The organism is Streptomyces sp. B1I3, assembly GCF_030816615.1.
Lineage (GTDB): Bacteria > Actinomycetota > Actinomycetes > Streptomycetales > Streptomycetaceae > Streptomyces.
On the sequence record NZ_JAUSYD010000001.1, the window covers coordinates 4,961,206 to 4,982,871 of the forward strand.

The 21,666-nt window shown below is 71.5% G+C and carries 13 protein-coding genes; 7 read left to right on the forward strand and 6 right to left on the reverse strand.

Going from position 1 to position 21,666, the window contains the following annotated elements; genetic code table 11:
* Positions 1 to 8: 8 nt before the first annotated feature.
* Both QFZ58_RS22745 and QFZ58_RS22750 read right to left on the reverse strand, forming a co-directional pair.
* Positions 9 to 1,184: a winged helix-turn-helix domain-containing protein gene (locus tag QFZ58_RS22745; RefSeq protein ID WP_307126745.1), complete on the reverse strand. Its 1,176-nt coding sequence runs from the start codon at positions 1,182 to 1,184 to the stop codon at positions 9 to 11.
* A gap of 10 nt (positions 1,185 to 1,194) precedes the next feature.
* Positions 1,195 to 1,785, reverse strand: a complete 591-nt coding sequence (locus QFZ58_RS22750) for a GNAT family N-acetyltransferase (RefSeq protein ID WP_307126746.1) — start codon at positions 1,783 to 1,785, stop codon at positions 1,195 to 1,197.
* A gap of 240 nt (positions 1,786 to 2,025) precedes the next feature.
* Here QFZ58_RS22750 and secA point away from each other — a divergent pair, with 240 nt between their 5' ends.
* Positions 2,026 to 4,851, forward strand: a complete 2,826-nt coding sequence (gene secA, locus QFZ58_RS22755) for a preprotein translocase subunit SecA (protein ID WP_307126747.1) — start codon at positions 2,026 to 2,028, stop codon at positions 4,849 to 4,851.
* A 200-nt stretch (positions 4,852 to 5,051) separates the two neighbouring features.
* Here the strand turns inward: secA and QFZ58_RS22760 are convergent, their stop codons facing one another.
* A complete protein-coding gene (locus QFZ58_RS22760; RefSeq protein ID WP_307126748.1) occupies positions 5,052 to 5,477 on the reverse strand; it encodes an Rv3235 family protein in 426 nt (141 codons plus the stop codon).
* Between the two features lie 280 nt (positions 5,478 to 5,757).
* On the opposite strand from QFZ58_RS22760, the gene QFZ58_RS22765 reads away from it, so the two are divergent.
* The 3 genes from QFZ58_RS22765 (at position 5,758) to QFZ58_RS22775 (ending at position 12,601) form a co-directional block, all read left to right on the forward strand.
* Complete coding sequence (locus tag QFZ58_RS22765; RefSeq protein ID WP_307126749.1) at positions 5,758 to 6,264, forward strand: hypothetical protein; 507 nt, start codon at positions 5,758 to 5,760, stop codon at positions 6,262 to 6,264.
* 100 nt (positions 6,265 to 6,364) lie between these two features.
* Positions 6,365 to 7,054 carry an HAD family hydrolase gene (locus QFZ58_RS22770; protein WP_307126750.1) on the forward strand — a complete coding sequence of 230 codons (690 nt, stop codon included), beginning with the start codon at positions 6,365 to 6,367 and terminating at the stop codon, positions 7,052 to 7,054.
* Between the two features lie 531 nt (positions 7,055 to 7,585).
* Complete coding sequence (locus QFZ58_RS22775; protein WP_307126751.1) at positions 7,586 to 12,601, forward strand: NAD-glutamate dehydrogenase; 5,016 nt, start codon at positions 7,586 to 7,588, stop codon at positions 12,599 to 12,601.
* A gap of 72 nt (positions 12,602 to 12,673) precedes the next feature.
* Here QFZ58_RS22775 and QFZ58_RS22780 read toward each other — a convergent pair whose 3' ends face one another.
* Together QFZ58_RS22780 and QFZ58_RS22785 are read right to left on the reverse strand one after the other, a co-directional pair.
* Positions 12,674 to 13,465, reverse strand: a complete 792-nt coding sequence (locus QFZ58_RS22780; RefSeq protein WP_307128961.1) for an ABC transporter ATP-binding protein — start codon at positions 13,463 to 13,465, stop codon at positions 12,674 to 12,676.
* Positions 13,466 to 13,502: 37 nt separating this feature from the next.
* Complete coding sequence (locus tag QFZ58_RS22785) at positions 13,503 to 14,441, reverse strand: ABC transporter permease (RefSeq protein WP_307126752.1); 939 nt, start codon at positions 14,439 to 14,441, stop codon at positions 13,503 to 13,505.
* Between the two features lie 154 nt (positions 14,442 to 14,595).
* Between QFZ58_RS22785 and QFZ58_RS22790 the strand changes: the two genes are divergently transcribed.
* Positions 14,596 to 15,201, forward strand: coding sequence for a TetR/AcrR family transcriptional regulator (locus tag QFZ58_RS22790; RefSeq protein ID WP_307126753.1), 606 nt, complete (start codon positions 14,596 to 14,598; stop codon positions 15,199 to 15,201).
* A gap of 28 nt (positions 15,202 to 15,229) precedes the next feature.
* On the opposite strand, the gene QFZ58_RS22795 is transcribed toward QFZ58_RS22790, so the two are convergent.
* The gene (locus QFZ58_RS22795) at positions 15,230 to 18,718 is read right to left on the reverse strand and encodes a CDP-glycerol glycerophosphotransferase family protein (protein ID WP_307126754.1); all 3,489 of its coding nucleotides are present in this window, start codon (positions 18,716 to 18,718) and stop codon (positions 15,230 to 15,232) included.
* Positions 18,719 to 18,819: 101 nt separating this feature from the next.
* Here QFZ58_RS22795 and QFZ58_RS22800 point away from each other — a divergent pair, with 101 nt between their 5' ends.
* On the forward strand, positions 18,820 to 20,856 hold the full coding sequence (locus QFZ58_RS22800) for a CDP-glycerol glycerophosphotransferase family protein (RefSeq protein ID WP_307126755.1): 2,037 nt from the start codon (positions 18,820 to 18,822) through the stop codon (positions 20,854 to 20,856).
* Between the two features lie 91 nt (positions 20,857 to 20,947).
* Positions 20,948 to 21,658: a class I SAM-dependent methyltransferase gene (locus tag QFZ58_RS22805; protein WP_307126756.1), complete on the forward strand. Its 711-nt coding sequence runs from the start codon at positions 20,948 to 20,950 to the stop codon at positions 21,656 to 21,658.
* Positions 21,659 to 21,666: the final 8 nt, after the last annotated feature.

Genomic DNA, 21,666 nt, shown 5'->3' on the forward strand with positions numbered 1-21,666 from the left:
GGCGGCTGCTACGCCAGGGCGCGGGTGATCTCCGCGCTCAGCGGTCCACGCAGTTCCGGGGCGTCGACCCGCTCCAGCCGCACGTCCGTGCAGCCGACCCAGGACGCCGCTTCCACGAGAGCCTGCGCCATCGGCGTCACGGATTTCCTGCCGTCCAGGGACACCTGGCGGGCGACCAGCGTGGTGCCCTCACGCGCGGGGTCCACGCGGCCCTGCAGCCGGCCACCCGCGAGCAGGGGCATGGCGAAGTAGCCGTGGACGCGCTTGGGCCGGGGGACGTACGCCTCCAGGCGGTGGGTGAAGGCGAAGATCCGCTCCGTGCGTGCCCGCTCCCAGATCAGCGAGTCGAACGGTGACAGCAGCGTCGTACGGTGCCGGCCGCGTGGCTCCGAGGCCAGAGCCTCGGGGTCGGCCCAGGCCGGCTTGGCCCACCCGCGCACCGACACCGGCACGAGTCCCGAGTCCGCCACGACGGCGTCGAACTGCTCGCCCTTGAGCCGGTGGTAGTCCGCGATGTCCGCGCGGGTCCCGACTCCCAGCGACCGGCCTGCCAGCGCGACCAGGCGGCGCGTGCACTCCGTGTCGTCCAGGTCGTCGTGGAGGAGGGCGTCCGGGATCGCGCGCTCGGCGAGGTCGTAGACGCGCTTCCAGCCGCGCCGCTCGGTGCACACCACCTCGCCGTACATGAGGGCGCGTTCGACGGCGACCTTGGACGCCGACCAGTCCCACCATTCCCCGCCGTTCTTCGCGCCGCCGAGCTCCGTGGCCGTCAGCGGGCCCTCGGTGCGCAGTTGCCTGATCACCGTCTCGTACGTCCCGGTGGGCAGGTCGTGGTTCCAGTGCGGACGGGAGCGGTAGGCGCGGCGGCGGAACGCGAAGTGCGGCCACTCCTCGACCGGCAGGATGCACGCGGCATGGGACCAGTACTCGAACGACCGGCCCCCCGACCAGTAGGCGTCCTCGACGGTGCGGCGGCCGACCGCGCCGAGCCGGGCGTAGGGAACGAGCTCGTGCGACCGGGCGAGGACCGAGATCGTGTCGAGCTGGACGGCCCCGAGACGGCGCAGGACTCCGGGCGCCCCGCCCCGGCGGTCCGGCGCCCCCAGCAAGCCCTGCGCACGCAGGGCCATCCGGCGTGCCTGATCGGCGGAGAGTTCCAGTACGGGCAGCGGCACAGGCGTCATGGATCGAACACTAGAGGGCCCCACTGACACCGGGCGCCGGCAGATACGGGTGGGTGCCGGGCAGCCCCAGGTCGGCGGGGATCAGAGCCCCGGCCCAGGTGTCGCGCCGTATCCCCTTGTTGAGCAGGGCCGACCGCTGCTCCCCCTCCATGCGGAAGCCCGCACGCAGTGCGACGGCCCGGGACGGTGCGTTGCCGATCTCGGCCCGCCACTCGAGCCGGTCGGCCGCGAGGGCGGTGAACGCCCACCGGGCGGCGGCGAGCACCGCCTCCGTCGTGAAGCCCCGGCCACGGTGCTCCTCGGCCGTCCAGAAGCCCACCTCGTAGGTGCCCGGCAGGCTGCGGGCGTTGACGCCGAGTGCGCCGGTGAGCTGCCCGCCGTCCCGGGCCACCACGGCGAAGTCGTACGACGTGCCGTCTTGCCAGCCCCGGGGGGACAGTTCGCGGGTGAACAGCTCCGCGTCGGCACGGGTGTACGGGGAGGGGACCACCGTCCAGCGCTGGATGTCCGGGTTCTGGCAGGCGGTGTACACCTCGTCCGCGTCCTGGGGGGAGAAGGGCCGCAGGAGCAGGCGCTCGGTGGTGAGGGTGATCGGTTCCATGCGGGAATTGTGGTGATCCGCCACCCGTGATGCGAGCTCTTTCCCGGCTTCCCGGCACCTTCCGCACCCTCCGGCCGTTGTCCAGGGAGGGTGCGGCGAGGTCAACGCGGCAGCAGCCCTCCCGGCGCGGCGGGGTCCTCGCTTACGATGGCCGTTGCGGTGGGGTCCACCTGCCGTGCCCGCGCCAGAGTCCATAACACGACCCAGTGCCAGGCCCGACCGGCAAGGAGACCAGCCTCAGTGTCCGTCTTCAACAAGCTCATGCGTGCAGGCGAAGGCAAGATCCTGCGCAAACTGCACCGCATCGCGGACCAGGTCAGCTCCATCGAAGAGGACTTCGTCAACCTCTCCGACGCCGAGCTGCGGGCGCTCACCGACGAGTACAAGGAACGGTACGCGGACGGCGAGAGCCTGGACGACCTGCTTCCCGAAGCCTTCGCGACCGTCCGTGAGGCCGCCAAGCGTGTCCTCGGACAGCGCCACTACGACGTCCAGATGATGGGTGGCGCCGCCCTGCACCTCGGCTACGTGGCCGAGATGAAGACCGGTGAGGGCAAGACCCTCGTCGGTACGCTGCCGGCGTATCTCAACGCGCTGTCCGGCAAGGGCGTGCACCTGATCACGGTCAACGACTACCTCGCCGAGCGCGACTCCGAGATGATGGGGCGCGTCCACAAGTTCCTCGGTCTCGAGGTCGGCTGCATCCTCGCCAACATGACGCCGGCGCAGCGCCGTGCGCAGTACGCCTGTGACATCACGTACGGCACGAACAACGAGTTCGGCTTCGACTACCTCCGCGACAACATGGCGTGGTCCCAGGACGAGCTCGTCCAGCGCGGCCACAACTTCGCCATCGTCGACGAGGTCGACTCGATCCTCGTCGACGAGGCGCGTACGCCGCTGATCATCTCCGGCCCCGCCGACCAGGCCACCAAGTGGTACGGCGACTTCGCGAAGCTGGTCACGCGTCTCACCAGGGGTGAGCCGGGCAACCCGCTGAAGGGCATCGAGGAGACCGGCGACTACGAGGTCGACGAGAAGAAGCGGACCGTGGCGATCCACGAGCCCGGTGTCGCCAAGGTCGAGGACTGGCTGGGGATCGACAACCTCTACGAGTCGGTGAACACCCCGCTCGTCGGTTACCTCAACAACGCGATCAAGGCCAAGGAGCTCTTCAAGAAGGACAAGGACTACGTCGTCATCGACGGCGAAGTCATGATCGTCGACGAGCACACCGGCCGCATCCTCGCCGGCCGCCGCTACAACGAGGGCATGCACCAGGCGATCGAGGCGAAGGAAGGGGTGGACATCAAGGACGAGAACCAGACGCTCGCCACGATCACCCTGCAGAACTTCTTCCGCCTGTACGACAAGCTCTCGGGCATGACCGGCACGGCGATGACCGAGGCGGCGGAGTTCCACCAGATCTACAAGCTGGGCGTCGTGCCGATCCCGACGAACCGGCCGATGGTCCGGGCCGACCAGTCGGACCTGATCTACCGCACCGAGGTCGCGAAGTTCGCCGCGGTCGTCGACGACATCGCGGAGAAGCACGAGAAGGGGCAGCCGATCCTGGTCGGCACGACCTCGGTCGAGAAGTCCGAGTACCTCTCGCAGCAGCTCTCCAAGCGCGGTGTCCAGCACGAGGTCCTCAACGCCAAGCAGCACGACCGTGAGGCGACGATCGTCGCCCAGGCCGGCCGCAAGGGCGCGGTCACGGTCGCCACGAACATGGCGGGCCGAGGCACCGACATCAAGCTCGGCGGCAATCCGGACGACCTCGCCGAGGCGGAGCTGCGGCAGCGCGGTCTCGACCCTGTCGAGCACGTCGAGGAGTGGGCGGCCGCTCTGCCCGCCGCACTGGAGAGGGCCGAGCAGGCCGTGAAGGCCGAGTTCGAAGAGGTCAAGGAGCTCGGCGGGCTGTACGTGCTGGGCACGGAGCGGCACGAGTCGCGGCGTATCGACAACCAGCTGCGCGGCCGTTCCGGCCGCCAGGGCGACCCGGGTGAGTCCCGCTTCTACCTCTCGCTGGGTGACGACCTGATGCGCCTGTTCAAGGCGCAGATGGTCGAGCGCGTCATGTCGATGGCGAACGTCCCCGACGACGTGCCCATCGAGAACAAGATGGTGACCCGCGCGATCGCTTCCGCGCAGTCCCAGGTCGAGCAGCAGAACTTCGAGACGCGCAAGAACGTCCTGAAGTACGACGAGGTGCTCAACCGGCAGCGCGAGGTCATCTACGGCGAGCGTCGTCGTGTCCTGGAGGGCGAGGATCTGCAGGACCAGATCCGCCACTTCATGGACGACACGATCGACGACTACATCCGCCAGGAGACGGCCGAGGGCTTCGCCGAGGAATGGGACCTGGACCGGCTGTGGGGCGCCTTCAAGCAGCTCTACCCGGTGAAGGTCACGGTCGCCGAGCTCGAGGAGGCCGCGGGTGACCTGGCCGGGGTCACGGCCGACTTCATCGCGGAGTCCGTCAAGGACGACATCCACGAGCAGTACGAGGAGCGCGAGAAGACGCTCGGCTCGGAGATCATGCGTGAGCTGGAGCGGCGCGTGGTGCTGTCCGTCCTCGACCGCAAGTGGCGTGAACACCTCTACGAGATGGACTACCTCCAGGAGGGCATCGGCCTGCGGGCCATGGCGCAGAAGGACCCGCTGGTCGAGTACCAGCGCGAGGGCTTCGACATGTTCAACGCCATGATGGAGGGCATCAAGGAGGAGTCCGTCGGCTACCTGTTCAACCTGGAGGTGCAGGTCGAGCAGCAGGTCGAGGAGGTTCCGGTGCAGGACGCGGCGGAGCGGCCCTCCCTGGAGAAGCAGGACATGGCGGCCGGCGGCGGCCGTCCGGAGATCCGTGCCAAGGGCCTCGACGCCCCCCAGCGGCCCGACCGGCTGCACTTCTCCGCTCCCACGGTGGACGGGGAGGGCGGCGTCGTCGAGGGCGACTTCGCCAGCGGTGACGGTGACGCCGGCCGTCCCGACGGTGACGGGATGACGCGTGCGGAGCGCCGCAAGGCGCAGAAGAGCGGTGGCGGCGGGCGTCGCCGCAAGAAGTAGCGCGCAGCGCTTCGAACGGGTCTGGGCCGGGGCACCGCGGGGTGTTCCGGCCCAGACCCGTTTCCGCACCCTTCCGGAGGGTGAGGACGGCCTGGGGATTCCTCGGTCCCTGGCCCGCAGGCAGGGGACCCGGGTGGGAGGGCGGGGCCTGCGCGGGCCCAGGAAGGCGCCGGGACGGCCGTGGCGGCCCCGGGGGAGGGCTATCTCACCGCAGGCAGGCGTTCGCCGCCGAGGTCGACCGCCGCGCAGCGCCAGCGCAGGTCGCGCCCCTGTTCCAGGCGGAAGGCCAGGGCGCGGATCTGTTCGCCCGTCGCGATGCTGGCGAAGGCTTCGACCACGCCGGTGGCGGGCTGGACGCCGTGGCAGGTGCGTACGACCGGCCGGCGGTACCCCGCACCGAGCGGTGCGCTCGGCGCGAGTTCGGCGAGCTGGTCGTAGGCCTCCCCGATGGTGTGGCCGAGCATCCAGTGCACCGGGCGCTGGCCGCTGAGGACCGCGAGGAGGCGTTCCGCGAACCACTGGTGCGGGCGCAGCGCGTGCCGGGGCCGCTGCGTCCGCTGCGGCGGTACGGTGCCCGGCCTGCTGCTGTCCCGTCGTCCGGCCGGCCTCGTCCTGTCCGTGTTCATGTGTGTAGCCCCCGTGGCTGCTGTCCGGCGCCCGGAGAATACCGGGCGGTAACTTTCTGCTGGGCATCTTCTACGGGTCCGGCCGAGGGTGCCGCAAGCCGCGGAGGGGCCGTACGGGAGCCCCGCTCGATTCACCTATCCGGGTGGCGGGCCCCGCGCCGCACGGCGTCGACGGGGGTGACGGCCGTTGCCGGGTGGACAGCGGGGGGTAGCTCGCCGACCCCGATGGGGGACCTCCCACGTATCCTGAGGGCGTCATCGACTACGAAAGCGGTCATCCATGCGTGTGTACGTCCCCCTGACCCTCTCCGGTCTTGCCGAGGCGCACAGCGTGGGCCGGCTCGGCCCGGGCCCGCTGACCGCCTACGCGGTGACCCCCGGACTGCGCGAGTGGTACGTCTCCGACGACATCGAGGAGCTGGAGTACGCCGCGCTCAACCGGGCCGCGTCGGCTTCTCTGCGCCTGATCGCCGCAAAGCCGGACGAGCCGAGGCGGCGGGTCGTCGTCGCCGTCGACGTGGCGGACGGGGCGGCGGTCGCCGATCCGGATCACGTCCTGGACGCTTCGTCCCTCGGTGAGGTGCGCATCGCGGAAGCCGTGGCGCTGTCGAAGGCCGCCGCCGTGCATGTGGACTCCGACGACGCCGAGAAGGACGTCGCGGCGGCAGCGGCGGCGCTGGGCGCGGCGGACCTCGGGGACGACGACGCGCAGTTCACCGTGGACGGCGCGGAGGACCACGAGCTGCTGTGGTTCGGGATCCAGGAGATCCCCGGCCTGATCGGCTGAGCGGGGGCTGCCGGGGGCCGGGAGCTGACGGGCCCGGCACCGAACGGCCGGGCACCGGCCGGGCCGGTGGACTGTCCTACCCGGCGAGTATTTTCTACCTATGGCGACACCGGGGAAGCACCACACACATCTGGTCTGGGACTGGAACGGCACACTGCTCGACGACGTCCACGCGGTCCTCGGGGCGACGAACGCCGCGTTCGCGGAGCTCGACCTGGCGCCTCTCACGCTCGAGCAGTACCGCGAGATGTACTGCGTACCGATCCCCAGGTTCTACGAGCGGCTGCTCGGACGGCTGCCCACGGACGCCGAGTGGGAGCGTATGGACGGCATCTTCCACCGTCATTACACCGAACGGCGGTCCACCTGCGTGCTGACCGCGGGGGTCGAGGAGCTGCTGTCGCGGTGGAGCCTGGCGGGCCGCAGTCAGTCGCTGCTGAGCATGTACGGCCACGAACACCTGGTCCCCGTGGTCCGGGGGTACGGCATCGAGCGGCATTTCGTCCGCGTGGACGGCCGCACGGGTCCCTCCGGCGGCAGCAAGGCGGAGCACATGGAGCGCCACTTCGAGGTGCTGACGGCGCTGGAGGGGACGGCCCGCATAGCCCCCGAGCACGCGGTCGTCATCGGCGACGCGGTGGACGACGCCGTGGCCGCCGCGCATGTCGGGGCGCGCGCGGTGCTCTACACCGGCGGTTCGCACAGCCGCGGCAGCCTGGAGGCGGCGGGGGTCCCCGTGGTCGACACGCTCGCCGAAGCCGTCGCCCTGGCGGAACGCATGGTGGACTGACGGCGCGGCCCGCAGGTGGCCTGACCGCGCGGCCTGCGGGCGGACTGACGCCGCGGCCTGCGGGCGGGCTGACAGCGGCCGCCCGAAGACGCGTCGAGCGCATCGAGGCGCAGCGGCGAGCGCGGGGGCGCGCTGCGGCCGGGAGCGCGTCGACGGCGGACCAACGAGCGCGTGCGTCCGTCGTGACGGTCCGGGACCCCCGGCGCGATGTCCAGAGTGTCAAAGTTCGGGGTCTTCTTTTGTACATATACGGCCCATGACGGTTGCGGGTGCGGGAGAGATAGCCTTGTGCCGTGATCAGCGCGATACGCCTCGGGGGCAGCGAAGCCCCCGGCCTGCGCCCGGAGTGCCACCGCACCCGGGCGATCCGCGATCTCCGCACCCCGGGCCTTCTGCCAAAAATGGCCAATATGGCCCCGGGTATCTCCCATGGCGGCATAGCGTCGACCGAGACCGGTAACCCCGTGTCGTGGCGGTACGTCGTCTTTTACACCTACGTCACGCAACGGCGCGCGACAGGAGCCAGAGGACATGCAGACCAAGCTGGACGAAGCCAAGGCCGAGCTGCTCGAACGGGCGGCCCGGGTAGCTGACAACAGTCCGGGCGGTGGTGTCGGTGGCCCGGGAGGTATTCCCCGGGTGCTCCCTGCCGAGGAGGGCACGGGGGCGGACCGGAGTGAGCGGTCGGGCCACGACATGCTGCTCGCCTATCTCCAGCGCTACTACCTGCACACCGCTCCGGAGGATGTCACCGACCGCGATCCGGTCGATGTCTTCGGTGCCGCTTCCTCCCATTTCCGCCTCGCCGAGAACCGCCCGCAGGGCACCGCGAACGTCCGGGTGCACACCCCGACCGTCGAGGAGAACGGCTGGACGTGCAGCCACTCCGTCGTCGAGGTCGTCACCGACGACATGCCGTTCCTGGTCGACTCGGTCACCAATGAGCTGTCCCGGCAGGGTCGCGGCATCCATCTGGTGATCCACCCGCAGGTCATCGTGCGCCGTGACGTCACCGGCAGGCTCATCGAGGTCCTCGCCGACGACAGGCCCGGGGGCAACCGCGCCGAGCGGGCCAAGGGCCGCAAGGAGGTCCGGGCCGAGCTGCCGCACGACGCGCTCGTCGAGTCGTGGATCCACGTCGAGATCGACCGGGAGACGGACCGCGCCGACCTCAAGCAGATCACCGCCGATCTGCTGCGCGTCCTGTCCGACGTGCGGGAGACCGTCGAGGACTGGGAGAAGATGCGCGAAGCCGCCCTGCGGATCGCCGACGACCTTCCCGCCGAGCCGCTCGACGAACTCGGCGACGAGGAGGTCGAGGAGGCCCGTGAACTGCTGCGCTGGCTCGCCGCCGACCACTTCACCTTCCTCGGCTACCGCGAGTACGAACTCAGGGAGTCCGACGCGCTGACGGCGGTGCCCGGCACCGGCCTCGGCATCCTGCGCTCCGACCCGCACCACAGCGAGGACGAGGCGCATCCGGTGAGCCCGTCGTTCGACCGGCTGCCCGCCGACGTACGCGCGAAGGCCCGGGAGCACAGGCTGCTCGTGCTGACGAAGGCGAACAGCCGGGCGACCGTGCACCGCCCCAGCTACCTCGACTACGTCGGCGTGAAGAAGTTCGACGCCGACGGCAACGTCATCGGCGAGCGGCGCTTCCTCGGCCTGTTCTCCTCCGCCGCCTACACCGAGTCCGTACGCCGGGTGCCCGTGGTGCGCCGCAAGGTCGCCGAGGTGCTGGAGGGTGCGGGCTTCACGCCGCACAGCCACGACGGCCGCGACCTGCTGCAGATCCTCGAGACCTACCCGCGCGACGAGCTCTTCCAGACGCCCGTCGACCAGCTGCGGTCCATCGTGACGTCGGTGCTGTACCTCCAGGAGCGCCGCCGGCTGCGGCTGTACCTGCGCCAGGACGAGTACGGGCGCTACTACTCCGCCCTCGTGTACCTGCCGCGGGACCGCTACACCACCGGGGTGAGGCTCCGCCTGATCGACATCCTGAAGGAGGAACTGGGCGGCACCAGCGTCGACTTCACCGCCTGGAACACGGAGTCGATCCTCTCCCGGCTGCACTTCGTCGTGCGGGTCCCGCCGGGCACCGAGCTCTCGCACCTCACCGACGCCGACGCGGACCGCATCGAGACACGTCTCGTCGAGGCCGCCCGGTCCTGGTCCGACGGCTTCCAGGAGGCGCTCAACGCCGAGCTGGGCGAGGAGCGCGCCGCCGAGCTGATGCGCCGGTACGGGCACTCCTTCCCCGAGGGCTACAAGGCCGACCACTCGCCGCGCGCCGCGGTGTCCGACCTGGTGCACCTCGAAGCGCTCAAGAGCGACGCGAGGGACTTCTCGCTCAGCCTGTACGAGCCCGTCGACGCCGCTGCCGGTGAGCGCCGCTTCAAGATCTACCGGACCGGTGAGCAGGTCTCCCTCTCCGCGGTCCTGCCGGCCCTCCAGCGCCTCGGCGTCGAGGTCGTCGACGAGCGCCCGTACGAGCTGCGCTGCGCCGACCGCACGCACGCCTGGGTCTACGACTTCGGGCTGCGGATGCCGACGGTCGCCAGCAGCGGCGACTACCTCGCCGACGACGCCCGGGAGCGTTTCCAGGAGGCCTTCGCGGCCGTCTGGACCGGCCGGGCGGAGAACGACGGCTTCAACGCGCTCGTGCTGGGCGCGGGGCTGGACTGGCGCCAGGCCATGGTCCTGCGCGCCTACGCGAAGTACCTGCGGCAGGCGGGCTCGACGTTCAGCCAGGACTACATGGAGGACACCCTCCGCAACAACGTCCACACCACCCGGCTGCTGGTCTCCCTGTTCGAGGCCCGGATGTCGCCGAGCCGGCAGAAGGCCGGTACGGAGCTGACCGACGGGCTGCTCGAGGAGCTGGACGGGGCCCTGGACCAAGTGGCCTCGCTCGACGAGGACCGGATCCTGCGGTCCTTCCTCACCGTCATCAAGGCCACGCTGCGGACCAACTTCTTCCAGAGCGCCGACGGGGACGGCACGCCGCACTCCTACATCTCGATGAAGTTCGACCCGCAGGCCATTCCCGACCTGCCCGCGCCCCGCCCGGCGTACGAGATCTGGGTCTACTCGCCGCGCGTGGAAGGCGTCCACCTGCGCTTCGGCAAGGTCGCCCGCGGCGGTCTGCGCTGGTCGGACCGGCGGGAGGACTTCCGTACGGAGATCCTCGGCCTGGTCAAGGCGCAGATGGTCAAGAACACCGTGATCGTGCCGGTCGGCGCCAAGGGCGGCTTCGTCGCCAAGCAGCTCCCGGACCCGGCCGTCGACCGCGACGCCTGGCTCGCCGAGGGCATCGCCTCCTACAAGACGTTCATCTCGGCACTGCTCGACATCACCGACAACATGGTGACGGGCGAGGTCGTGCCGCCGGCCGACGTCGTCCGCCACGACGAGGACGACACCTACCTCGTCGTCGCGGCCGACAAGGGCACCGCGAGCTTCTCCGACATCGCCAACGAGGTCGCCGAGGCCTACGGCTTCTGGCTCGGCGACGCCTTCGCCTCCGGCGGTTCCGCCGGATACGACCACAAGGGCATGGGCATCACCGCCCGCGGCGCCTGGGAGTCCGTCAAGCGGCACTTCCGTGAGCTGGGGCGCGACACCCAGACCGAGGACTTCACCGTCGTCGGTGTCGGCGACATGTCCGGTGACGTGTTCGGCAACGGCATGCTGCTCTCCGAGCACATCCGGCTGGTCGCCGCCTTCGACCACCGGCACATCTTCATCGACCCGAACCCCGACGCCGCCACCTCCTACGCGGAGCGGCGCCGGCTGTTCGAGCTGCCGCGCAGCTCCTGGGCGGACTACGACACGAAGCTGCTCTCCGCGGGCGGCGGTGTCCACCCGCGCTCGGCGAAGTCGATCCCGATCAACGCGCACATCCGTGAGGCGCTCGGCATCGAGTCCACGGTCACGAAGATGACCCCCGCCGAGCTGATGCAGAACATCCTGAAGGCGTCGGTCGACCTCCTGTGGAACGGCGGCATCGGCACGTACATCAAGTCGTCCGCCGAGTCGAACGCCGATGTCGGCGACAAGGCCAACGACGCGATCCGGGTCAACGGCGAGGACCTGCGGGCCCGGGTCGTCGGTGAGGGCGGAAACCTCGGGGCCACGCAGCTCGGCCGCATCGAGTTCGCCCGGGCCGGTGGCCGGATCAACACCGACGCCATCGACAACAGCGCCGGTGTGGACACCTCCGACCACGAGGTGAACATCAAGATCCTGCTGAACGGCCTCGTGCGGGACGGCGACATGACCGTCAAGCAGCGCAACAAGGTTCTCGCCGAGATGACCGACGAGGTCGGACAGCTCGTGCTGCGGAACAACTACGCGCAGAACGTGGCGCTCGCCAACGCCTACGCGCAGGCGCCGTCGCTGCTCCACGCCCACCAGCGCTTCATGCGCAGGCTCGGTCGTGACGGCCACCTGGACCGGGCGCTGGAGTTCCTGCCCAACGACCGGCAGATCCGCGAGCTGCTGAACCACGGCAAGGGGCTCAGCCAGCCCGAGCTGGCCGTGCTGATCGCCTACACCAAGATCACGACGGCCGACGAGCTGATCTCCACCAGCCTGCCGGACGACCCGTATCTGCAGAAGCTGGTGCACGCGTACTTCCCGAAGCAGCTGAGCGCGGCCTTCCCCGAAGCGGTCGACGGACACGCCCTGCGCCGCGAGATCATCACGACCGTGCTGGTCAACGACACGGTCAACAGCGGCGGTTCGACGTTCCTGCACCGGCTGCGGGAGGAGACGGGCGCATCGCTCGAGGAGATCGTGCGGGCGCAGTTCGCCGCCCGGGAGATCTTCGGGCTCTCCGGGGTGTGGGACGCCGTCGAGGCCCTCGACAACCAGGTGGCCGCCGATGTGCAGACCCGCATCCGGCTGCACTCGCGCCGGCTGGTGGAGCGCGGATCACGGTGGCTGCTCGGCAACAGGCCGCAGCCGGTCGAGATCGCTGAGACCGTCGCGTTCTTCGGCGAGGGGGTCGAGAAGGTCTGGAACGAACTGCCCCAGCTGCTCAGGGGCGCCGACCTGGAGTGGTACCGGTCGATCCTCGACGAACTCACCTCGGTGGGGGTTCCCGAGGAACTGGCGGTGCGGGTCGCCGGATTCTCGTCGGCCTTCCCGACGCTGGACATCGTGGCCATCGCGGACCGTACGGGCAAGGACCCGCTGGCCGTGGCCGCGGTCTACTACGACCTCGGCGACCGGCTGGGCATCACCCAGCTGATGGACCGGATCATCGAGCTGCCGCGGGCCGACCGCTGGCAGTCCATGGCCCGCGCCTCCATCCGTGAGGACCTGTACGCGGCGCACGCCGCGCTGACGTCGGACGTGCTGTCCGTCGGCAACGGTTCCTCGACGCCCGAGGAGCGGTTCGCGGCCTGGGAGGAGAAGAACGCGGCGATCCTGACGCGGTCGCGCTCCACCCTGGAGGAGATCCAGAGCTCGGACGCCTTCGACCTGGCCAACCTGTCGGTGGCCATGCGGACGATGCGGACACTGCTGCGCACGCACGCGTGATCCGAGGCGGCCCCGGGGCCGCCTGCGGACGAGACCGCCGGACGGGCCGAAGGGGCCCGTCCGGCGGTCTCGTCACTTCCGGGGCTTGGAGGGCGCGGTGAACTTCTCGTACGCCGCCACGACCTCGTCGGCGGGGCCGTCCATCCGCAGCGTGCCGGCCTCCAGCCAGAGCGCCCGGTCGCAGGTCTCGGTGATCGACCTGTTGCTGTGGCTGACCAGGAACACCGTTCCGGCCTCCTTGCGGAGCTCCATGATCCGGTCCTTGCTGCGCCGCTGGAACTTCGCGTCGCCGGTGGAGAGCGCCTCGTCGATGAGCAGCACGTCGTGGCTCTTGGCGGCCGCGATGGAGAAGCGCAGCCGGGCGCCCATGCCCGAGGAGTACGTGCGCATCGGGAGGGTGATGAAGTCGCCCTTCTCGTTGATGCCGGAGAAGTCGACGATGGACTGGTAGCGCTCGCGGATCTGTTCGCGCGTCATGCCCATGGCCAGGCCACCGAGGACGACGTTGCGTTCCCCGGTCAGGTCGCTCATCAGTGCGGCGTTCACGCCCAGGAGCGAGGGCTGGCCCTGGGTGTGGACGCGGCCCCGGGAAGGGGGCAGCAGCCCGGCGATCGCCTTGAGGAGCGTGGACTTGCCGGATCCGTTGGAGCCGATCAGACCGATGGCCTCGCCCTTGTACGCGGCGAAGCTGACGCCCTTGACGGCGTGCACCTGCCGGGCGCCCCGTGGCTGCCGGCGCGAGACGATCCGGTTCAGGGCCGAGGTGGCGCTGCCCCGCCCGGTGCGCGCGCCGTTGACGGTGTAGGTGATGTGGACGTCGTCCACGACGACGGTGGGTACGCGCGTGCCGGGGGTGCCGGCCACGTCCGTGACGCTCAGCGGCCCTCCGGGAGTAGGGGTGTCAGCCACGTCCGTAACGCTCCTCGGCCTTCCAGAAGTACACGAAACCGCCGATCCCGCAGACGAGCGCCCAGCCCGCCGCGACGGCCCACACGTGCGGGGGCATCTGTTCCCGGGTGAAGCTGTCGATCAGCGCGTACCGCATCAGGTCGATGTAGACGGCGGCCGGGTTGCACTCCAGTGCCACCAGGACGAGGCGCGGGACCCTGTCCGTCGTGAGCAGGGTGTCGAGGCTCCACATCACGCCCGACGCGTACATCCACGTGCGCAGGACGAACGGCATCAGCTGGGCGATGTCGGGGGTCTTGGCGGCCAGTCGCGCCACGACCATGGACACCCCGGTGTTGAACATCGCCTGCAGGGTGAGGGCCGGGACAGCCAGGAGCCAGGAGGGCTGCGGGTACTGGCCGAAGGCGAGCAGGATCAGGAAGAGCGCGCCCAGCGAGAACATCAGCTGCTGGAGCTGCTGCAGGGCCAGGGCGATCGGCAGGGACGCGCGCGGGAAGTGCAGGGCGCGGACGAGTCCGGTGTTGCCGCTGATGGCCCGGGTGCCGGCCGTGATCGAGCTGGCGGTGAAGGTCCAGATGAAGACACCGGTGACGAGGAAGGGCACGTAGTCGGGGACTCCGTGCTTGGTGTTCATCAGGACACCGAAGATGAAGTAGTAGACCGTCGCGTTCAGCAGCGGGGTCATGATCTGCCATATCTGGCCGAGCTTCGCCTGGCTGTACTGGGCGGTCAGCTTGGCGGTGGCGAACGCGGTGATGAAGTGCCTGCGCCCCCACAGCTGCCGGACGTACTCCGTGAGTGAGGGCCGGGCCCCGCTGACGGTCAGGCCGTGCCGGGCGGCGAGCGCGGCCAGCTCGCCGGGTTCGTACACCGGGAGGAGGGTGGGGGAGGCGGGGTCCACCGGGGCCGGCGGTGCTGCTGTCTGGCTCACCGTGATCGCTTTCGACGGGGGGCGTGAGGAACAGGGCGAACGGTGCGGACGTGCCTCCACGGACGGGACGGCACCGTATCGTCGCCACGCTGACAGTAGGACGTTTGTGCGTCGCAACGCAACCGTTTCGTCGTTACGGTCTATCATTCGGGCCATGACCAGCGAACGGCGGACCGGGCGCCGAACCCCGGCAGGCGCCGCGGTGCTGCGCGAGGACGTGACCGACGCGATCCGGGGCGCCGTCTTCGACGAACTGGCCGCAGTGGGCTTCGCGCGGATGTCGATCGAGGGCATCGCGCGGCGCGCGGGCGTCGGCAAGACCGCCGTCTACCGCCGCTGGAAGTCCAAGCTGCACCTCGTCCTCGACCTGGTCGCCGCCGTCGCGGCCCAGGGCATGCCGGCCCCGGCGACCGGTTCGCTGTACGGAGACGTGCGCGCGGTCCTCGAACTGGCCGCGTACGCCCTGCGCCACCCCGTCGCCTCGCAGGTCATCCCCGACCTGCTGGTCGAGGCGGCACGCAGCCCGGAGATCTCCGACGCCATCAAGGCCGCCCTGCTGGACCAGCAGCAGGGGGTGGCCGCCGTGGTCGTGAGGGCGGCGGTGGCCCGGGGCGAACTGCCCGAGGGCAGTGATCCGGACCGGGCGCTGGACCTGATCGTCGGGCCGCTCTACTGGCGTCTCGTGGTGGTGCGCGGCGGTCTCCCCAAGGGGTACCTGGACGACCTGGCCGCCTCGGCGGTCCGGGCGCTCAAGGGCTGAGCCACCGGACCGGGGGAGCCGGGCGGGTTCAGCCGGCGAGGAGCCGGTCCGCGACGCGGCGTGCCGCCCCGCCGTCGTCGAGGTCGCAGAACTCCCGCCGGAAGGTCTCGTACGCGCCCGGGTGGGCGTCCGCCCACGCCCCGGGCGCACGCAGGGCCCGCACGACGTCGTCCGTGGTGGCGAGCAGGGGCCCGGGGGCCCGGGCCTCGAAGTCCAGGCAGAACCCGCGCACGGTGTCGCGGTAGTGCTCCAGGTCGTAGGTGTGGAAGAGCACCGGCCGGCCGGTGTGGACGAAGTCGAACACCAGGCCGGAGTAGTCGGTGACGAGGACGTCGGCGATCAGCAGCAGCTCGGCGGCGTCCGGGTGCGCCGACACGTCGCGCAGGGCCGGTCCCTGCGGCACGCCGCCCGTCACCTGCGGGTGCCTGCGGACGAGCACCGTGGTGCGGTCGTCGAGCCCCCGTGCCAGGGCGCGCAGATCGAGGGCCTGCTCCCATCGGTACAGCCGGGGCGAACCGTCCGCGGCGCTGCCCGGCGCGTGGGCGAGGTGGTCGCGGTACGTCGGCGCGTACAGCACCACACGGTGCCCGTCCGGAACGCCCAGCCGACGGCGTACCCGCTCGGCCGTCTTGTCCCGGCCGGGCGCGAGGAGCAGGTCGACGGTCGGGGAGCCCGCCTCCAGCACCTCACCGCCGTAGGCCAGGGCGCGGCGCAGGTGCGGGGTGGCGAAGCCGCTGGGGGAGACGAGGACCGACCACTGGGCCGAGCGGTGCGCCAGCGACGCGAGGTCCTGGTGGTCGGCGTACAGCGAGTCGGCGAGGTCCAGGCCGAAGCGGCCGAGCGGTGTGCCGTGCCAGGTCTGCACGACCGTCTGACCGGGCCGCCGTTCGAACCACGCGGGCAGCGCGCCCCCGGCGACGATACGGCGGGCGCGCGCCAGTGCGTCGTACCAGGCGGTGCTGTACGCCACCACGGGTACGGCGGCCGGCGGGACCTGGGCGGCGGAGCCCGCCGACCCGTCGGTCACCCAGAGGTGCCCGGCCTCGGTGCTCCGGCGCACGAGCTCGGCGTGGACGGCCCGCGGGGAGCCGCCTCCCGCGGGGAGCCCCGGGTGGAGGCCCGTGTAGAGGACGACGTCACGGAGGGGGAGCCGGCGCTGTGCCGGGTGGTGCGCCGTGCGCAGGAGGCCCTGCCGGTACGCGCCCCGCTCGGCGTCGCCGAGCACCGGATCGGCCCGCACGGTCAGCCGGTCGCCGTGCCGGCGGTCGACGCGGAACGCGGCGCCCTCGGGGCGGGCCGGGAACTGCGCGGCGAGCGCCGCCGTCACCCGTACGGCCAGACCGTCCAGGAGCACCTCCCAGTCGCCCTCGCGGGGCGGAAGGGTGAGCAGGGCGGCGAACCGTCCCTCCCGCCGTTCCAGGGGGACGGTCACGGTCTCACCCAGGGTGCTGTGCCGGAGGACGAGTCCACCGGGTGCGCCGTGGCCCGCCTCCGCCACGGCGAGCGTCCCGCCGATACGCAGCGCACCCTCCCGCGCGGGTTCGGCGCGATCCGCGAGCGGGTGGCCGGTCACCTCCACGACGAGCCGGCCCGCCGCGTCCGCCAGTGCCGGCGGCGGCAGGTCCGGAGCGGCGGCGAGCGGGACGCGGGCGCCGCCGGTCAGGAGCAGGGCCCGCCACCGTGTATCCGGCCCCGCGTCGACGGGCGCGGCGACCGGGGCGACCGGGTCGGCCGCGAGTTCCGCCAGCGGAATCCGTACGGTGAACCGCCCACCGCCGCCGTGCTCCGCGCCGTCCCCATGGTCGTCGCCCCCGGCGTGTCCCCCGCCGTGCCCGTGCGGCCCGCCGTCCTCTTCGAAACGCACCGGGCAGGTGTGCTCCGCCGACCCGTCGCGGGTCAGCACCAGGGCCGTCGGCCGGGCGCCGGTGTACAGCCGGCCGGTCAGCTCCAGGGTCCCGCCGGACCCGCCGTCGTGGGCGACGGCCAGGGCGGGCAGCCGTTCGACGGTCAGTTCGAGCCGGCCGCCGCGGTAGCCGAGCACCGCGCGCCGCCCGCCGGCCAGTTCGTGGACCAGCGGCTGGGCGGCGGCGGCCTCCACCGCGCGCAGGGCCGCCCGCCGGACGACACCGTGTCCGGCCACCACCACGCCCACCAGCCAGCTGCCCGGTCCGAGGCGTTCCGGGTCCAGGACCATCTCGAAGCCCGCGTGGTCGTAGCAGTGCAGCTCCTGCCCCGAGTCGGCGGTGGCCCGGGGCATCCGGATCGTGCGTACGGGCACGGGCCGCAGCCCCCTGCCCTCCGCCTCCCGCACCAGCCCTGCCTTGAGCGAGTGGCGGGCCGCCCGCGCCGGGAGGTTGCGGATGTACGCGTACCCGCGCAGCCTCAGCTTCCCGTCCTCGCCCCAGGACGACTCCACCAGCCGTGCCACGGCGGGGAGATCGCCCCGGCCGAGCCGTACGCCGGTGCCCGGGGCGCCCGCGACGGCAGGGTGCGCCGCCCGCCGCCGGCCCGGGAGCCCTTCGACGGCGAACGTCCCTGTCCCGTTGGCCCGTTCGAAGGAGAGGACGGCCAGCAGCTCCTCCAGCCTCCGCTCACGCACGAGCTGCCACCTGAGGCGGGCCTCGGCCGGCAGCCCGTCCGGCGCGGTGTCGGCAGCCCGGTCCAGGAAGGCGCCCGCATCCGCCATGAACGCCGCGCGGTAGGAGGGGCCGCCCATCGGCAGGCCCTCCAGGAAGTAGACGAAGTCGTCGCGCAGGCAGGACGCGTCGTACAGCCGCTGCTGGGCCGGGTCGCGGTCCGCCAGGAAGGCGCTGACCTGCTCACAGGCCGCGATGCGGTCCCGCACGCCCCGCACGTCCGTGCGCCGCCGGGTGATCGACCCCTCCCGGACGCGCCAATGGTAGACGTGGTCCTGGAGCACGTCCACCGCCGTGGCGAGGTAGTGCGCCGGGATCATCACGGGAGCGTCCTCGTAGAGCTTGCCCACCGGGAAGGTGAAGGCGTGCCGGTCCCAGAAGGAGCGCCGGAACACCTTGTTCCAGGCGACCCGGTCGGCCAGCAGCCGCGCGTCACGGGTGACGTGCGTACGGAGGTGGTCGGCGGTCAGCCAGCGGTACTGCCAGGCCTGCTGCCTGCCCTGCCCGCTCAGCCGCCACACGTTGCCCGTCGCGAGGTCCGAACCGGTCGACTCCAGGGACGCGACCATCCGTTCGTAGGCGTCGTGGACGACGACGTCGTCGCTGTCCGCGAACGCCAGGTACGGAACGCCGGGAGTGGTGTGGGCGACACCCGCGTTGCGCGCGGCGCTCAGACCCGCGTTCTCCTGGCGCACACAGCGGAAGCGGTCGTCCCGGGCCGCGAAGTCCGCGGCGATCCTGCCGCTGCCGTCCGTCGAGCCGTCGTCGACGAGCACCACCTCGAGGGCGTCCAGGGACTGGCCGGCCAGGGAGGCGAGGCACTCCTCCACATACTCCTCGACGTTGTGCACGGGGACGACGACGCTGAGGAGTGGCTTCATGTACGGATCAACCCGGGGGAGCCGTCCGGGTCACCGGAGCTGACCCGAACGGATGAATGTCCGTCACGGAAGGTGTGCGTCGCGCACTACGCTCCGCTGCCATGCTCGTCAGTGTCGTCATGCCCGTCCACCGCGTCCAGGGACACCTGAGGGCGGCCATCGAATCCGTGCTCGACCAGTCCGACGGGAGCTGGGAGCTGATCGCCGTCGACGCCGGTCCGCCCGACGGCAGCCTGGCCATCGCGGAGGAGTTCGCCGAGCGCGACCCCCGGGTGCGGGTGCTGCGCACGGGGCCACCCGAGGGCGCCCGGGGCCTGGGCGCCGCCCGTGACGCCGGGGCGGCCGAGGCACGCGGCGCCTATCTGCTCTTCCTCGACGGCGACGACCTGCTCCTGCCGGGCGCGGCCCGGGAGATCACCGCACGGGTGTCCCCGGAGGAGCCCGTCGACCTCGCCCCGGTGTCCCCCGGACAGCCCGATGTGCTCGTCCTCGGACACGACCGCCTCGACTGGTGGGGCCGGACGGCTCCGGGGGACGCCCTTCCCGCAGCCCGCAACCAGCTCTTCCGCCGTGCCTTCTGGACCGCCCACGGACTGCGCTTCACCGAAGGCCCGTACGACGACGTCGTGCCCGTGCACCGCGCGGTCTTCCTCGCCTCGGACGCGGGCACCCTCGCCACCCTCGACCGGATCTGCGTGCGCCACCGCCTGCGCCGCTCCCGCACGCCGGACACCCTGCCCGGGCGCGGGCACTTCGCCGTCATCACCGCCTACGAGCAACTGGCCGCCGACACCGGCGGCGACCCGCGCGTCCTGCCGGCGCGCACCGCCCACCTGCGGGCCGTACTCGACGATCCGGGCCGGATCGCCCCCGCCGACCGCGCGGCCTTCTTCCGTGCCGCCGGGCTCCCCGGACGGTACGCCGCACACCGTGCCCGGGAAGCCGTCCGCGCCCGCCGCGCCCGGGCGCGGACCGCGCTGCTCGCGGCCAGGAAGACGCTGCGCGCCCGGGTGATGAGGGCTGCCTACCGGGCCGACCTGCACCGGCCGCTGGACCCGTGCCTCGCGGTCTACGGGGCCTACTGGAACAGGGGCGTCGCCTGCAACCCGGCAGCGGTCTACGCCAAGGCCCGTGAGCTGGTCCCGCACATCCGCGGTGTCTGGGTCGTCTCCTCCCGCCATCGTGACCGGATGCCGCCCGGCGTGCCGTACGTGATCGAGGGGTCGCGCGCGTACTGGCGGGCCATGGCCACCGCCACGTACCTCGTCAACAACTCCAGCTTCCCCGGCGGCTTCACCAAACGCCCGGGCCAGATCTACCTGCAGACCCATCACGGGACCCCGCTGAAGACCATGGGCCTGGACCAGTACCCGTATCCCGCGCTCACCAACGGGGTCAGTTTCGAACGCATCCTGGCCCACACCGACCAGTGGGACTACAGCCTCTCCGCCAACCCGCACTCCACCGAGGTCTGGGAGCGCGTCTACCCCTCCTCGTACGAGCACCTGCCGTACGGCTATCCGCGCAACGACGTCTTCTTCACCGCGACGCCGGAGCGGATCGGCAGGATCCGGGCGGATCTGGGCATCGCCCCCGGTGCGACCGTCCTGCTGTACGCACCGACCCACCGTGACTACCGGCGGGGCTTCCTCCCCCGGCTGGACCTGGAGCGTCTGACCCGTGAGCTGGGCGGGGAGTACGTGGTGCTGGTGCGGGCCCACTACTTCTACGGGCGCTCGGCCGGGCAGCTCGCGGGGGGCGGGGTCGTCGACGTCACCGGGCACCCGAGCACCGAGGAACTCTGCCTCGCCGCGGACGCGTTGATCACCGACTACTCGTCCCTGATGTTCGACTACGCCTGCCTGGACCGCCCGATCATCACCTACGCGCCGGACTGGGCTGCCTACCGTGCGGCACGCGGTACCTACGTCGATCTCCTCTCAGGCCGCCCCGGCGACACCCCGGGGGCCGTCGCCACCACGGAGGACGAGCTGCGGGAGGTGCTGCGGACGGGTGCGTGGCGCTCGCCCGGGGCGAGCGCGCTGCGGGCCGCGTTCCGCAGCCGCTTCTGCCCGTACGACGACGGACAGGCGGCGGAACGCGTGGTGCGGCGGGTGTTCCCCGTCGGGTCCGGCTGACGCCTCGCGTCACCCGTACGGGGCGTCCCCTCCGTACCCCGCCGTCGTTGTCCTCAACAGCGCGCGCACACCGCAACGTTGGGAGAAGGCCATGCACCGGTCCGCCTACGAGCAGATGGAACTCTGCGTCGAGGAGTATCTGCCCAGGTCCCGCGGGTATCGGGTGGTGGACCTCGGCTCACGGATCTCGGGCAAGCAGACCCGCACCCACAAGGGGCTGCTGGCGGACCACGACATCGACTACGTCGGCGTCGACGTGCTCGACGGGCCCAACGTGGACGCGGTGATGACCCGGCCCTACCGCATCCCCGTCAGGTCCCGCAGCGCCGACGTGGTCCTGTCGGGTCAGGCGTTCGAGCACATTCCCTTCTTCTGGGTGACGATGCTCGAGATCGCCCGCGTACTGAAGCCCGGCGGCCACGCCTTCATCACCGCTCCCTCGCGCGGTCACGTCCACGACGCGCAGGACTGCTGGCGCTACTACCCCGACGGCTTCCGTGCGATGGCAGCCCACTCGCGCCTCGAACTCCGCGAGGCGTACACGGACTTCCCGCCGGTCAAGGGCATCTGGCACGACTACCGGTCCATCGACGCCAAGGCCGCCTATTGGGGCGACTCCGTCGGTGTCTTCCGCAAGCCGCAGCGCTACCCCCGGCTGGCCATGTTCGCCGTGCGGGAGACGGCGGTCTGGTGGGCCAACCGGGTCGGTGGGGTGGAGCGGGTGCCGCTGCCGCGTCCGCTGGACGGCCGGGAGCGGTGCGGGCGGCCGGAGAGCCCCGCGGTCGCATCAACGGCAGGTTGACGAAAGAT

Bases quoted from the DNA above. Each gene is read 5' to 3' on its own strand.
- QFZ58_RS22745 (WP_307126745.1), bottom strand. From the start codon at position 1,184: ATGACGCCTGTGCCGCTGCCCGTACTGGAACTCTCCGCCGATCAGGCA.
- QFZ58_RS22750 (WP_307126746.1), bottom strand. From the start codon at position 1,785: ATGGAACCGATCACCCTCACCACCGAGCGCCTGCTCCTGCGGCCCTTC.
- QFZ58_RS22760 (WP_307126748.1), bottom strand. From the start codon at position 5,477: ATGAACACGGACAGGACGAGGCCGGCCGGACGACGGGACAGCAGCAGG.
- QFZ58_RS22765 (WP_307126749.1), top strand. From the start codon at position 5,758: ATGCGTGTGTACGTCCCCCTGACCCTCTCCGGTCTTGCCGAGGCGCAC.
- QFZ58_RS22770 (WP_307126750.1), top strand. From the start codon at position 6,365: ATGGCGACACCGGGGAAGCACCACACACATCTGGTCTGGGACTGGAAC.
- QFZ58_RS22775 (WP_307126751.1), top strand. From the start codon at position 7,586: ATGCAGACCAAGCTGGACGAAGCCAAGGCCGAGCTGCTCGAACGGGCG.
- QFZ58_RS22790 (WP_307126753.1), top strand. From the start codon at position 14,596: ATGACCAGCGAACGGCGGACCGGGCGCCGAACCCCGGCAGGCGCCGCG.
- QFZ58_RS22795 (WP_307126754.1), bottom strand. From the start codon at position 18,718: ATGAAGCCACTCCTCAGCGTCGTCGTCCCCGTGCACAACGTCGAGGAG.
- QFZ58_RS22800 (WP_307126755.1), top strand. From the start codon at position 18,820: ATGCTCGTCAGTGTCGTCATGCCCGTCCACCGCGTCCAGGGACACCTG.
- QFZ58_RS22805 (WP_307126756.1), top strand. From the start codon at position 20,948: ATGCACCGGTCCGCCTACGAGCAGATGGAACTCTGCGTCGAGGAGTAT.